General features: G+C 43.8%; 13 protein-coding genes and 1 pseudogene. 8 read left to right on the forward strand and 6 right to left on the reverse strand.

Annotation, left to right across the window (positions count from 1 at the left end):
- Positions 1-89 precede the first annotated feature (89 nt).
- From BJP34_RS01430 to BJP34_RS01440, 3 genes and pseudogenes are all read left to right on the forward strand, one after another.
- Positions 90-1211, forward strand: coding sequence for an RNA polymerase sigma factor, RpoD/SigA family (locus BJP34_RS01430; protein ID WP_070390788.1), 1122 nt, complete (start codon positions 90-92; stop codon positions 1209-1211).
- Positions 1212-1456: 245 nt separating this feature from the next.
- A pseudogene (locus BJP34_RS01435) lies at positions 1457-1983 on the forward strand (N-acetyltransferase family protein).
- A gap of 121 nt (positions 1984-2104) precedes the next feature.
- The gene (locus BJP34_RS01440; protein ID WP_070390789.1) at positions 2105-2311 is read left to right on the forward strand and encodes a glycogen debranching protein; all 207 of its coding nucleotides are present in this window, start codon (positions 2105-2107) and stop codon (positions 2309-2311) included.
- 208 nt (positions 2312-2519) lie between these two features.
- Here the strand turns inward: BJP34_RS01440 and BJP34_RS01445 are convergent, their stop codons facing one another.
- Positions 2520-3584: a potassium channel family protein gene (locus tag BJP34_RS01445; RefSeq protein WP_070390790.1), complete on the reverse strand. Its 1065-nt coding sequence runs from the start codon at positions 3582-3584 to the stop codon at positions 2520-2522.
- 434 nt (positions 3585-4018) lie between these two features.
- Positions 4019-4576 carry a crossover junction endodeoxyribonuclease RuvC gene (ruvC, locus tag BJP34_RS01450; protein ID WP_070390791.1) on the reverse strand — a complete coding sequence of 186 codons (558 nt, stop codon included), beginning with the start codon at positions 4574-4576 and terminating at the stop codon, positions 4019-4021.
- A gap of 649 nt (positions 4577-5225) precedes the next feature.
- Between ruvC and BJP34_RS01455 the strand changes: the two genes are divergently transcribed.
- Positions 5226-6593, forward strand: a complete 1368-nt coding sequence (locus tag BJP34_RS01455) for a gluconeogenesis factor YvcK family protein (protein WP_070390792.1) — start codon at positions 5226-5228, stop codon at positions 6591-6593.
- 98 nt (positions 6594-6691) lie between these two features.
- A complete protein-coding gene (gene tsaE, locus BJP34_RS01460) occupies positions 6692-7186 on the forward strand; it encodes a tRNA (adenosine(37)-N6)-threonylcarbamoyltransferase complex ATPase subunit type 1 TsaE (RefSeq protein WP_070390793.1) in 495 nt (164 codons plus the stop codon).
- An 85-nt stretch (positions 7187-7271) separates the two neighbouring features.
- On the opposite strand, the gene BJP34_RS01465 is transcribed toward tsaE, so the two are convergent.
- The gene (locus BJP34_RS01465) at positions 7272-8627 is read right to left on the reverse strand and encodes a dihydroorotase (protein WP_070390794.1); all 1356 of its coding nucleotides are present in this window, start codon (positions 8625-8627) and stop codon (positions 7272-7274) included.
- A 322-nt stretch (positions 8628-8949) separates the two neighbouring features.
- Between BJP34_RS01465 and lepB the strand changes: the two genes are divergently transcribed.
- Positions 8950-9570 (forward strand): signal peptidase I, encoded by a 621-nt coding sequence (gene lepB / locus BJP34_RS01470; RefSeq protein ID WP_070390795.1) that lies wholly within the window; start codon positions 8950-8952, stop codon positions 9568-9570.
- Positions 9571-9582: 12 nt separating this feature from the next.
- On the opposite strand, the gene BJP34_RS01475 is transcribed toward lepB, so the two are convergent.
- The 3 genes from BJP34_RS01475 to BJP34_RS01485 form a co-directional block, all read right to left on the reverse strand.
- Positions 9583-10884, reverse strand: coding sequence for a dihydroorotase (locus BJP34_RS01475; protein WP_070390796.1), 1302 nt, complete (start codon positions 10882-10884; stop codon positions 9583-9585).
- Between the two features lie 321 nt (positions 10885-11205).
- The gene (locus tag BJP34_RS01480) at positions 11206-11652 is read right to left on the reverse strand and encodes a hypothetical protein (protein ID WP_070390797.1); all 447 of its coding nucleotides are present in this window, start codon (positions 11650-11652) and stop codon (positions 11206-11208) included.
- Between the two features lie 352 nt (positions 11653-12004).
- Entirely contained in the window at positions 12005-12925 is a 921-nt protein-coding gene (locus BJP34_RS01485) for a DMT family transporter (protein ID WP_070390798.1), read from the reverse strand.
- Positions 12926-13060: 135 nt separating this feature from the next.
- Here BJP34_RS01485 and BJP34_RS01490 point away from each other — a divergent pair, with 135 nt between their 5' ends.
- Positions 13061-13441 carry a DUF1823 family protein gene (locus BJP34_RS01490; RefSeq protein ID WP_070390799.1) on the forward strand — a complete coding sequence of 127 codons (381 nt, stop codon included), beginning with the start codon at positions 13061-13063 and terminating at the stop codon, positions 13439-13441.
- A complete protein-coding gene (locus BJP34_RS42025) occupies positions 13425-13592 on the forward strand; it encodes a hypothetical protein (RefSeq protein ID WP_158516932.1) in 168 nt (55 codons plus the stop codon). Before BJP34_RS01490 ends, BJP34_RS42025 begins: the two co-directional genes overlap by 17 nt.
- The last annotated feature ends 22 nt before the right edge of the window (positions 13593-13614 follow it).

Here is a 13614-nt window from a genome sequence, read left to right on the forward strand (position 1 = left end):
AAAGGCCAATTTTGAGCAACAGACAGCCTCAACCCCTCACGGCAACGGTTTTAACAAACTTAAAATACACTTGCAACTCACACATCCCTATGAATATTACAGAATTAAACCAGACTCATACAATGCCTTCTACGGAAGAGAAAGATTTTTTTGTTAGTGATCACATTGAGCCAGAGGAAACTGATTTACAGCGTGTAGCCGTCGAATTCACCGAAGACGATGAACTAGTGGTCTCTACTTCCCATAATTTTCGGAAAAGCGGCTCTGATGACACGGTGGGTGCATTCTTTAAGGAAATGGCTCGTTACCCATTGCTCAAGCCAGACGAAGAGGTAGATTTAGCCCGTCGGGTTAAGTTCCTAGTAGAAATCGACCAACTCCGGAACAGCTTACAGGAAAAATTAGACCGTAAACCGACCAAGGCTGAGGTAGCTGCAGGGGTCGAGATGACAGAACGTCAGTTGGAGGGGAATTTATATCGTGGTCGTGTGGCAAAACGCAAGATGATTCGCTCGAACTTGCGCTTAGTGGTTTCAATTGCTAAACGATATATTAATCGGGGTGTACCATTTCTAGATTTGATTCAAGAAGGTGCGTTGGGCTTAAACCGAGCAGCAGAAAAGTTTGACCCAGATAAGGGTTACAAGTTTTCTACCTATGCTTATTGGTGGATTCGTCAGGCCATTACTCGTACTATTGCCAATGATGCCCGAACTATCCGTCTACCAATCCACATTGTAGAAAAGCTCAATAAACTAAAAAAAGCTCAGCGGGAACTTAAACAACAACTGCAGCGCAATCCTAATGAAATAGAACTTGCTCAAGCGCTAGAAATTTCCCCCTCCCATTTGCGTCAGTTACTAGAATTGCGTAGGCGTTCCCTTTCTTTGAATCACAGAGTTGGTAAAGGGGAAGACACAGAACTGATGGATTTGCTCGAAGACAATGATCTACGGTTGCCCGAAGATAAGATGAATGAATCCATGATGCGCCAGGAGATTTGGGAAGTTCTGAGTGATGTCCTGACTGAGCGGGAAAAAGATGTGATTTCTTTACGGTATGGTTTAGCCAGCAGTGAACCCTACACCCTAGAAGAAGTAGGAGGCATGTTCAATCTCTCTCGGGAACGGGTGCGTCAGATTCAAAGCAAGGCCATGCGTAAGCTACGCCGTCCCCAAGTGGCTCGACGGCTTAGAGACTGGTTGAACTAGTGGTGCAGGTCTTAGGTCAGCTCGTGACTCCTGGATAAAGGTTATGTCGAAATCAGGTAATTCCGGTTAATCAGTTACCAAATAGTCTCTGGGTAAATAATCTTTAGTTAAATCATCCAGAGATTATTTGAACAGAATAATGGGTAATAAGTAATTGTCAATTACCCATTACCCATTACCCATTACCTAAGAAGGGATATGATAATTAATCAAATTGTCTTTTTGATTATCCCTTTGCCAGCACTATGGGTAACTTTACCTTAAGACCAGCTACAGAAGCTGATGTAGCGATTCTGTTTAATTTGATTAAGGCTCTAGCAGAGTATGAAAAACTCTCCGACGCTGTCACTGGCAATGCTGATCACCTGAAAGAACACCTGTTTGGCGCTAAACCCTATGTAGAGGCGATTATCGTTGAACAGGGTGGTCAAGGGGTGGGATTTGCACTGTTTTTTAACAACTATTCCACATTTCTAACTAAGCCGGGAATTTATCTAGAAGATTTATTTGTATTACCGGAATATCGCCGCCAAGGCATCGGTAAAGCCATACTCAGTTACCTGGCTCAGCTAGCAGTGGAGCGTGGCTATGGGCGTTTAGAATGGAGTGTACTGGATTGGAATGAACCTGCGATGGCCTTCGGCCACGCTACGCGAACGCATTTTATGAACATATGGGAGCAGCAGTATTGCCAGACTGGAGAATTTGTCGAGTGACTGGGACGGCTCTCAATCAGCTAGCTGAGTTTACCGATTCAGCTTCGACTGACTAATGTTGCTCAAATGCTATACTACGATGTATATACAGCTGCGACCCTAAACGCCTGCTTGCAGGTAAACTGCAAAAACTACATAGGGTAATTTACATATCGGTTTATATTAATAAAATCACTAATGACTATTTGGGTAAACGAGCAGATTGATCCATCGGGTCTTCTATACTCTTGTATTGCCACTTGCAACGAAGAGCAGGCGAGGGATTGCCACGAGTCGTTTCAGAATAACTTGACTGATCAGCAAAAAGCAGCGGGTTGGGTTGCCCGATTACGCACAGTTAAGTCTTGGGATGAAGTGCCCGTTAATACATTGAAACTTAATTAGATCAAATGAGAATTAAGAATTAAGAATTAAGAATTAAGAATTAAGAATTAAGAATTGAGAATTAAGAATTAAGAATTGAGAATTAAGAATTGAGAATTGAGAATTGAGAATTGAGAATTAAGAATTGAGAATTATAGATTCTTTATACATTCTGCATTCTACATTCGCGCATTCTACATTCTGCATACTGACTTTCTAAGCCCAAGATCTATTTGGGCTTGGGCAGTCGTAGCAAGTTCGAACGGATTGGACCGAGAATCTGGTTTAGCTCACGCAATTGATCAGCTGTGCCCATACAAATCAGTAGGTCTCGTGACATGAGTTTAGTGTCACCGTCTGGTCCAGCAATCAGACGACCGGAATCCCGGCGAATTGCTAAGACCATAGCACCAGTTTGCGATCGCAGTCGGGCTTCCCTGAGGGTTTTGCCCACGCAAGGACAGGTTTCGGGGTCTAGCAGAAACTCTTCCATATAAAAAGAGCTATCAGTTCCGGTTAGAATCCCATCCACAAAATCCATGACTTGGGGTCTAAGGGCTGCAGCTGCCAAGCGTCTACCACCAGTGATGTAGGGAGAAACTACAGCATCTGCACCAGCTCGCTGCAATTTTTGAACAGCTTCTTCAGAGCTAGCACGAGCGATGGCTCGAATTCGGGGATTGAGGGTTTTGGCAGACAAGATAATATAGAGATTTTCGGCATCTGAGGGCAGGGCAGCCACCAGACAAATTGCCCGTTCAATCCCCACATTTAGCAGAGTTTCATCCAAGGTAGCATCTCCGTGTACAGAAATACAACCCATATCCTGGACAGCTTGAACCTGTTCCAATCGGGAGTCAATTGTCACAAATGGGATTCCCTCAGCCTTAAATTCTACAGCAATCTGACGCCCAGTCCGTCCAAACCCACACAAAATGTAGTGTTTCGTCAAACTATCTAGCAAGCGCTTCTGTTGCCTCATGCGAATTCCATCTTGAAAGTAGCCTTGAATTAGGGCTTCTGTAAACCGGTTAACAATGTAACCGATACTAATAATGCCCATAAAAATCAGAGAAATGCTGAATAGTCTTGCCCGATCTCCCATCGGCCGTACTTCTTGATAGCCCACTGTCGAAAGCGTGATTACCGTCATGTAGGCTGAATCCAACCAGCCCCAGCCTTCAACCACCCGATACCACAGAGTTCCAATCAGAAATACACCCCCGAGAGTGATCGCACCGGCAATCAGCTCTTGGCGAAGACGTCGATATTTTTGCTCAAGGGTTGAATACACCGTTGCTTGTCATGGGTTAATTTAACTTATTACCTAGAGAAAATTCAGGTCAAACTGGCAACACCGAAAGCTGACACTGGTTTTTAATATTACATATATAAATATGATTAAGTTTATTGCTTTGCTATCGGTATAGTTCACAGATATAGTTCACAGATATAGCAGTTCTAAATGATTTCAAAAATATAGTGCCCTGATCGAACGCGATCGCGTCGGCTGTGGCCTTAGGCCACGCTGCGCGATCGCTTAATCGCTATAACCCTTGCCCAGCAAGGATTAAATAGTTTGCAAATTTTAAAACTGATTTAGTATTGCTATATAATTTACAGATATAATTTACAGATATAATTTACAGATATAATTTACAGATAGAGTTCACAAATAGAGTTCACAAATAGAGTTCACAAATAGAGTTCACAGATATAGTAAAGTGTTCAAGACATATGAAACCAGGCGGTCAATGCGACTGCCAAGGCATCTGCTAAATCATCTGGTTTGGGGATGGTGTCTAAATTTAACTCCCGCATAACAGCCTGCTGAACGTCATATTTATCGGCATTACCATATCCGGTCATTGCCTGCTTAATCTGACCCGGTGTAAACTCTACCATTGGAACTCCATGTTGTGCTGTTACTAATACCACAACACCCCGTGCCTGAGCTACGGAGATCGTAGTACTCATACGGTAGAAAAAAAGTTTTTCAATCGCTACCAGATCCGGTTGGCAGTGTTCAAGCAGGGTGTGTAAATCCTCGTAAATCGTACACAGTCGTGAGCCGTAATCAGTCTTGGCAGGGGTTTGGATGATACCAAAATCTATCAACTGCAATGGTTCAGGGGTTGCCTGTATTGGTGACTGGCTAGAACGCTTTGGCACTCCTAAGGAGCCTTCTGTTTTTCCTAACTTACTAATTTGGGTTGTTTGGCAACTAATTGCGCCAAAACCTAAAGTAGCTAGTCCTGGGTCAATTCCCAAAATTCGCTTTTCCATCTGGCTCACTACAGTTAATCCCTTTCCAGTCTAATCACTAGATTAGGTTAATGGTGTTAGTGCTATCAGCCCTAGTACCTAGGCTAGCGCACAGCATTAAGTCAAGAGCTCTGACCAGCTACACCAAATACGAGAATCACAACAGAAGTTTGGCATAGCTGACTACTTGGGATTATTCTGTTTCACCCCTTATTTTTTTGGGTTAAGCGACTACTCTCATACCCTAAATGGCAACTCAACCGACCTCAGCACTTTCAGTATATCCACGAGTAAATTCTGATCATAACGTCTAGGTACCGGATATTGTATTAATCACACCTTAGCCTAATTATCTGAAACTGTCGTGATCAGTACCAGCTTCATAGTGAATTCACCATTGAGGTGCGACCCAAGGGCGATTTATTCGCCCATTGGAAAGCGCACCTTGATCAGTAATATCAATGGAAACCGCTATACCAGCAAGGGTGAGCGGCTATGTGAATCACGCGCTTTTCACACGAAGGTTTGATTAGGCAAAGAAAGTACCAATCTGACAGGCACTTCCGGAGCCTTAGCCGTTCCTCACTACATGCATCGCCTCCTTGTCAAGTGCTGGAGTTCGACCAGCAATGTCTATCCAGCTTTTGTACTTACCATACTCAGTGTAGTTATGTCCTCAATCAGTCTTTTCAAAAGAGCTCTACGTACCCTACAAAATGAATCGAGAGGTCGAATTCCTCAGCGGGTCAACCGTTGGTTTAAGTGGTTAGCCCCTGGATTACTGGTGAAGCGTTGGATACTTTTAAGTGCTGGTGGTGTAGTGCTAACAAGTTTGGGATTAGCGATTTGGGTAAAGCTGACTCCAGTTTTTTACATCATTAAATTCACAGCGCAAGTTTTAGAGAAAATTACCACCATTATTCCTAACCATGTCTCTGGTCCAATTGCGCTGATCTTGGGTCTGCTTTTTATCTTCTGGGGGCAAACCCGGACGGTAGGATCAATTACGGAAGTTTTAAAACCCGACCACGATCGAAAACTGATTGATGTGCTGATGGATCATCGTCGGTTAAACCGGGGACCGAAAATTGTAGTCATTGGGGGTGGCACTGGTCTTTCTAGCTTACTTAGAGGACTAAAGGTTTATAGTGCTAATATCACTGCTATTGTTACGGTAGCTGATGATGGGGGTTCCAGTGGACGATTGCGACGGGAAATTGGAGTGTTACCACCGGGGGATATTCGTCACTGTTTAACAGCACTGGCAGACCAAGAAAAGTTGTTAACCGAACTGTTTGAATACCGTTTTAGAGCTGGTAGTGGTTTAGTCGGTCACAGTTTTGGAAACCTTTTCCTGACCGCAATGAGTGATATTACTGGCGATCTAGAACAAGCTGTTGCCGCTAGTTCTCAGGTATTAGCAGTGCGAGGAAGAGTCTTGCCAGCGACCCTAACTGATGTTAGCCTTTGGGCTGAATTAGCTGATGGACGTCGCATCGAAGGAGAGTCTAATATTACTGAAGCTCGGGGAGTGATCAAAAAAATTGGTTGTACTCCCGAACATCCACCTGCTTTACCAGCAGCACTCAAGGCAATTCAGCAAGCTGATTATATTATAATAGGACCCGGTAGCCTCTATACCAGCATTATTCCCAATCTGTTGGTGCCAGAAATTACCGATGCGATCGCAGCTCGCTTGATACCCCGCATCTACGTTTGTAATATCATGACCCAGCCAGGAGAAACTGATGGATATAGTGTCTCTGACCATATCAAAACTATTGATGAAGCCTGTGGAAAAAGGCTATTTAACGCGGTACTGGTGAATCGAAAATACCCCTCAGCTGGGTCACTAATTAAGTATGCTCAAGTTAAGTCTCATCCAGTGTTTCTGGATCGAGAAGAAACTTCTAAATTAGGGCGTCGCATTGTAGTGACCAATGTAATGTATGAAGATGAGGAAACTCATTTAGTGCGGCACAATTCGGAAAGGCTGGCACGGGTTTTATTACGATGGTATAGTCGAGCACATGCGTGAGATTTGGTGAGTGCGAGGAAAATTTTTAAAGGAAAATAAAAGCTGAGATATTAACTCAGAATAACTATTATTCGAGGTACTCTATTGCTAAATAACTAATGACAAAAATTTTTCTAGCTGATGCTAAAGCAACGCGATCGCTAGGTGTGGAATTGGGTAAATCTCTGCCAGCTAGTAGCATCATTTTGTTGGAGGGAGACTTAGGGGCTGGCAAAACAACCCTAGTTCAGGGTATTGGTGAGGGACTAGGCATAACTGATGCCATTGTTAGTCCCACCTTTACTCTGATCAATGAGTATACAGAGGGACGTATCCCCCTGTATCACCTCGATTTGTACCGCTTATCCACCTCAGAAGTAGAGTCATTAAACCCAGAACACTACTGGGAGGCAATTGAGGTTGCTCCGGGAATTGTGGCAATCGAGTGGGCTGAACGTCTACACTATTTGCCACCCAGTTATCTACATCTAAGACTAACCTATTCCCACGACGGTGGACGTCAGGCTCAATTCACCTGTAACGGTAAGTTTGATTTAACTTGGCTGTTGGATAGGTTATCTGGTTGTTCGCCCTTGGCCTCCAGTGTAGAGTAGGGTGAAACTTAGTGGGATTGAGGTTGACCAAAAATTTGGGTCAACTTTAATTTTTTCCCACTTCCGCTTAAATCCTATTATTTGTTTAACTGGTAAAGGTTAAAGCTTCACCTCGCACGTCTGTGTTCAATTTTCCTCTGTCGTAGACTACTTGACCACCAACAATGGTCATCACTGGCCATCCGGTTAAGTTCCAACCTTCAAAAGGACTCCAGCCGCATTTGCTTAAAAGTTCTTCCCGTAACACTGGGTGGTAAGTTTCCAAATCTACCAATACCAAATCCGCATCATAGCCAGGAGCGATCGCACCTTTGTTGGGAATTCCATAGGCCTTAGCAACTGCTGTAGACATCCAGTGAGATACTTGAGGCACACTACACCGTCCCTCTATGGCTTGAGTCAGCATCAGTGGTAGAGATGTTTCTACTCCAGGCATTCCCGAAGGAGTGTGGGGGTAACCTTTCGCTTTTTCCTCCAAGGTATGAGGAGCATGGTCTGTGGCGATAAAATCGATCACGCCATCGAGTAGAGCTTGCCAAAGAACTTCGTTGTCATGGTGGGAGCGCAAAGGCGGATTCATCTGTGCCAGGGTACCAATCTCTGCATAGGCATCGGTATTTAGTAATAAGTGCTGGGGAGTCACTTCCGCCGTCACCCAGCTAGGTTTGTCTTCCCTAAGCAATTCAGCTTCTTCAGCGGTGGATAGGTGCAATATATGCAACCGCCGCTGATATTTTTTAGACAACTTCAGGGCTAACTTGGTGGCATTAAGAGCAGCTTGATTGTCCTGAATCTTAGAGTGAACAGCAGGGTCAGTAATGCCAGCAAATTCCTTACGTCGCTGATTAATTCTAGCTTGGTCTTCCGCGTGTACTGCAATTAAGCGATTGTACTTCCGAGAACCTTCGCTAAAACCTTCAGCAAAAATTGGTTCTATCACTGCTTCATGATCTACCAAGAGTGCACCATGAGCTGAACCCATGAATATCTTAATCCCACAAGTCGGCTGGGCATTGTGCAAATCTGGCTGATTTGCTGGTGTTGCACCGATAAAAAAGCCATAATTAACTAAACACTTATCTGCCGCTCGCTTGAGCTTGTCATCCAGTGGGGCTTGGGTTGTCGTTGGAGGACGAGTATTCGGCATCTCTAAAAAGGACGTTACTCCACCCTTGGCACAGGCACAACTGGCAGTAAATAAGTCTTCCTTATGTTCTAGACCTGGTTCCCGAAAATGGACTTGGGGATCAATTACCCCTGGCAACAAAGTTAAGCCAGTAGCGTCTATTTCTTTATATGCCGTAACGTCCGTTGGCACTGGGATGTCTGGGGCAACCTGAACAATCCTTCGACCGCAGGTGTGGATATCCCCCAGTAAAAATTCACCAGAGGGCAATAGAATACGAGCATGGCGGATAAACAAGCAAAAGTCAGACAACATAGGAGGATGTTAAAATTTGACAGTGTCCCTGCTCGGTGTCTAGGTAGATACAGTAGATACAAACCTGAGATATAGCTAAATACAGACAACCGCAGCTAACCTACCACCATGGCACAAATAAACAGGGTTGTCCTGCCAAATTGACATTATTGACAAAACTTTACATAATCTTGATTTAGGCTCCCCTACTAACTTGAAATTTTTAAGATCTAGCTACAAAACCCCAAAGGTTTAAATTTGCTGTTAAATTTGCTGATAATTTCCCAATCAGCTATTTGTTGAAATTTCCTCAATCTTGTGTATCGGTAGTAGTTGAATGGATATGAGTCGTGTACCAGATAAAAGACCAGAAAAAAAACCTACACAGCCTTCTAAAGACAATGCTTGGGTAGAAGGGATTAAAACGATTACCTTGAGTGCTGTTCTTGCCTTTGGGATTCGCACGTTTGTGGCAGAAGCGCGATACATCCCATCAGGATCAATGCTACCGACATTACAGATTAATGACCGCCTAATTATTGATAAGTTAAGTTATCGCTTTTTCCAAGACCCACAACGAGGAGAAATTGTGGTATTTGCTCCCACTGAAAGGCTGAAAGAGCAAAATTTCAAAGATGCTTTTATCAAGCGCGTAATTGGGTTACCCGGTGACAAAGTTTTGGTTAAAAATGGTCGAGTTTATATCAATGATCAAGAAATAGAGGAAAAGTATATCGAAGAAGCACCACAGTACGATTTTGGACCGGCAACAGTACCAGCAGATCAATACCTAGTACTGGGAGATAACCGTAACAATAGTTACGACTCTCACCACTGGGGCTTTGTCCCTCGTGACAAAATTATCGGTCGTGCGGTAGTGCGGTTTTGGCCGTTAAATCGGATGGGGAAATTGAAACCAAATCCGAGTTACCCTGAAGGGTTGAATCAGCCAACTGGCTTATGAAGTCTCAGTACTTCATAGTTCATATTTTTTCCGATTTTCTGGACACCAAGTTTGCACAACACGACCAATTAATTCTTGCCCTAGCCAGGGGGTATTACTAGAAAGGGATTTGAGGTTTTTTTGGTGAACAATCCAAGGGGATTGAGGATTGAATAAGACTAACTCAGCGGATTGACCAGGAGCAGTGCTAGGGGGGTCTTGCTGTAGACAAATAGCAGGATTTGTGCTAAGACTTTTCCAAAGTTCTAAGGCTGACCAATCCCCTGTCTCGACTAGAGTATGCCAGAGTAGGGGTAGGACTAGCTCTAAACCAATCACTCCTGGTGGTGCTTCCGCAAAGGCAACGGTTTTTTCTTCATAAGTGTAGGGAGCGTGGTCAATTGCGATCGCATCAATAATCCCCTCCCGAACACCTCGGATCAGTGCAGCTTGGTCAACTGGATTTCCCAACGGCGGTTCCAAGCGCAAATTGGAGTTGTAACTGCATAAGTCTTCAGTATTGAGCAATAGATGCATCCAAGTGGTACTGGCTGTTACTGGCAATCCCGCTGCTTTGGCTGATTCAATCAATTGGACAGCGCGACTGGTGGAGATACGCATCAGATGGACTGGCGTGCCAGTTGTTGCTACGACTTCTAATAAGGCAGCGATAGCGGATGATTCTGCGATCGCAGGATTCCCTGGTAAACCCAAACCAATCGACTGGATACCTTCTCGCATCACTCCCCCATTTGCCAACTTAGGGTCACAAGCCCAAAGTGCTACTGGTTTACCCAAGGGTTGTAGGTATTCCAACAACCGTCGAACTAGCCCTAAATTACATAAAGGACCTTCATCCGTAAAGCCCACTACTCCCCCTAAAGCTAGTTCGGCTAATTCAGTCATTTGCTGTCCTTGTAACCCGATGGTGAAGGCACCCCAGTGATAGAGTTGAGGTGAGGAAGGGGGGAGGGTCAGATAGGGAGAGTTTTGGAGTTCTTGCCGTTGTGCTAAAACAGCAGCATTGTCTAGGGGGGGGTTAGTGTCAGGCAAAATGGCTAAGCGAGTAAAGCCTCCATTTGCCGCTGCTGCCAGTAGTGAAGACCAGGTTTCCCGCTGCTCATGTCCTGGTGCACCAGAATGGCTGTAGAGGTCTACTAGTCCTGGTCCTAAAATGTGTCCCTGACAATCTTGCACAACTGTATCCCCAGAGATTTCCTTGATTTGACTTTCCACTGCCGTGATTACTTCATCAGTAATCAGCACATCAGCGACTTGGTCAATTCCAGAAACTGGGTCTAAAACGCGGACTTGTTGTAGTAGTTTACTGTTCATTGGGGAAAGGGAAAAGGAACAATAATTGGCTTTTAACTCAATCCCCCTTTCTAGGTACTCATATCTAAATTACTTGTTATGACGACTTATTTTTTACATTACTACGTATATTTTTAAAATACCACTTTGCCAGATTCTGTCAGACCTCTGGAGAGGTGACTAAATAGCCGGAAACCCTTTACGTTTAGAGCTTACTGAGTCATTGCAGACTTTCTAGGAGCATCCAATTTTGGACTAAACATACCACATTAAGCTGTATGAAGGCTATGTTAATGCCCATCTCAAAAGATATATTTTCCCAAATGGGTGCTCCCGAATTTATTAATTTTTATTGGCAGCAAATACGTTAATCAATTTTACCACTTGTGCGGGTCTATGATAAAATGTCCAATGCTGCGGAGACTCTGTTATAGCATCAGTGTTGGATATTTTAAGCCTTTTTGTTATGTCTTCACTATTCGAAAACGTGGCTAAGTAAGTGGTTTTTTCGCTAGCGCTGTAAGTAACCGAATCATCATCATTTTCTATTTGGCCGTTTCTATTTCCTGGAGCATCATTTTTCAAAAGAAGAAATGAGATGTGGTTAGAGGGAGCAATAAGTTCCACATATTGCGTCGGTAACAGATTACGGTCACAAAATGAGTGTAGAGTTAAGTCACATATTTCCATCTCAGTTTCACTAATCGCCAGGGCATTCATGGTATTGATCGTTAGCACTAGCATACAGGTTACTAATGTTATCAAACCAGCTTTAATCATTTGTTTCATTTCTTTTTTAGTTCTCCTAATTCTGGGCAATTGTAGTACATTAACTAATAGTTAAGCAGTCCCAGATTTTTCACCTGAAAGTTAAGCTAAAAAACCTCTTTATTGGAGGCTAAACTCTATCACTATTAGACTTTTATAAGTATAAACGACTGGTGGGATTTTAAAACCACTCGCTGCAAATAAATCCTTATATTCTTGTTCCGTGCGCCAGTAACCCCTTAGTAGCTCAGAATACCTATTCCTTTTAATTCTGGTTAGTCTCTTACAGACCTGGGGGGCGTGACATGCAAGCTGAAATCCTTCAACTAACCTTGGCCAAAAGGCCACGGGTGCGCGAACAACCAACTAACCTTCAACCTTTTTTTAAATTAGCCCCATAAACCGCTACGGCCACCCCAACTAACAACACCATGGCACCTAGCAGCACCAATACCCCTGGCACTTCCTGAAAAATCAGATAGCCCAAAAAACAAGCACCAACGGGTTCAAACAAAATAGCTAGGGTCACCAGGGTAGGATTAATCCAGCGTACCAACCAGTTAAAACTGGTATGTCCTACCATTTGGGGGAAAAGCGCCAATAACAAGATGTAGACGTAAACTTCTACTGGATAATTGAGATAACTGACACCCCAGAGTAAGGATAACAGCAACAACACCAACGCCCCCATACTGTAGGCGACAGCACTATAGCTACCGAGACTCAAACCCCGTTGCTGTGCTTCACGTCCCCAAAGTACATACAAACTTGCTATCACTGCTGCCATCAATGCTAGAGAATTCCCCAACAGAGGATTACTCCCACCACTGACAGCACCCCCATCCCCCAAACTAATCAGCACAGCACCTACAAAGGCCACACCAATTCCCAAAACCGTCAGCCTAGTTAGTTTTTCCTTCAACCAGAGCCAAGAAACTAGAGCAACCCAAATCGGAGTTGTGGTAACTAAGGTAGTAGATGCCGCAATGGAAGTAAAAGACAAGGAAGTAATCCAAGTCACAAAGTGTAGCGCTAAACAAACACCAGCCCCACTGGCATAGAGTAATGCACCTGGACCTAGCTGACCTTGCCTGAGATTGCCCCAAGCTGGTAACAGTAGCATAGACGCAATAGTAAGGCGAGACCCAGCTACGAACAGGCTAAACCCTACCCCACTCACTCCAGCCGATGCGATCGCTAATCGCGCAAAAATAGCTGATGTGGAAATCGCCAACACACCAGCCAAGAAAACCAATGCCACCTGCCACCGCAGCGGCTGCTTTATAATTTTCATAGCGATACAGCTTCAATCCCCAACCATTACCATTATTTCGCCAGAAGTACTAGGATACAGGTGAAGAAGCCCAGATAGTCTAACTGTATCTAGAATCTACTTAATCCTTGATAATTCCTAATTTATAATTCAATTATGTTTGAACTACCGCCACTTAATACTAATACAATTTGGTCAATTTTAAACGAAGAACTTGATGACGATACCGTTAACAAAATTCTCTGGTACTATCTCGGTTATCGTTATAACTCAACTACCGGGCAGTGGGATATAACTGAGGTTAATCCTGAATGGCAAGAAGACTATCCCGAGCCACCTAATTTCATCGAAAGCCGCCCTGCTACGGTAAAACTAACCCGTTCAATACCCAAAGAAAATAAACAGCTATTGAAAAAAAAATTAGGTTTCAAAGGTTACAAAATCGGAGAATTTGGTCCTCGACAAACTCGCAGAGCCACAGCCGCAAACTGGTTACTGAATTATATTGAACAAAACGACATTGAATCACCAGTATAGCATTTTTCATACCTATGAGGTAAAAAGAATTTTTTTCCCGATTCCCGATTCCCGATTCCCGATTCCCGATTCCCGATTCCCGATTCCCTGCTCCCTGCTCCGAAGTCCCTGCTCCCTGCTCCCTAAAATCCAGAAATTGTTAACCTCATAGCTATGATAATTGCTATAAAATA

The sequence above is a fragment of the Moorena producens PAL-8-15-08-1 genome, assembly GCF_001767235.1.
Taxonomy (GTDB): domain Bacteria; phylum Cyanobacteriota; class Cyanobacteriia; order Cyanobacteriales; family Coleofasciculaceae; genus Moorena; species Moorena producens_A.

Bases quoted from the DNA above. Each gene is read 5' to 3' on its own strand.
- lepB (WP_070390795.1), top strand. From the start codon at position 8,950: ATGAGTCGTGTACCAGATAAAAGACCAGAAAAAAAACCTACACAGCCT.
- BJP34_RS01465 (WP_070390794.1), bottom strand. From the start codon at position 8,627: ATGTTGTCTGACTTTTGCTTGTTTATCCGCCATGCTCGTATTCTATTG.
- BJP34_RS01440 (WP_070390789.1), top strand. From the start codon at position 2,105: ATGACTATTTGGGTAAACGAGCAGATTGATCCATCGGGTCTTCTATAC.
- tsaE (WP_070390793.1), top strand. From the start codon at position 6,692: ATGACAAAAATTTTTCTAGCTGATGCTAAAGCAACGCGATCGCTAGGT.
- BJP34_RS01475 (WP_070390796.1), bottom strand. From the start codon at position 10,884: ATGAACAGTAAACTACTACAACAAGTCCGCGTTTTAGACCCAGTTTCT.
- BJP34_RS01430 (WP_070390788.1), top strand. From the start codon at position 90: ATGAATATTACAGAATTAAACCAGACTCATACAATGCCTTCTACGGAA.
- BJP34_RS01490 (WP_070390799.1), top strand. From the start codon at position 13,061: ATGTTTGAACTACCGCCACTTAATACTAATACAATTTGGTCAATTTTA.
- BJP34_RS01485 (WP_070390798.1), bottom strand. From the start codon at position 12,925: ATGAAAATTATAAAGCAGCCGCTGCGGTGGCAGGTGGCATTGGTTTTC.
- BJP34_RS01480 (WP_070390797.1), bottom strand. From the start codon at position 11,652: ATGAAACAAATGATTAAAGCTGGTTTGATAACATTAGTAACCTGTATG.
- BJP34_RS01455 (WP_070390792.1), top strand. From the start codon at position 5,226: ATGTCCTCAATCAGTCTTTTCAAAAGAGCTCTACGTACCCTACAAAAT.
- ruvC (WP_070390791.1), bottom strand. From the start codon at position 4,576: ATGGAAAAGCGAATTTTGGGAATTGACCCAGGACTAGCTACTTTAGGT.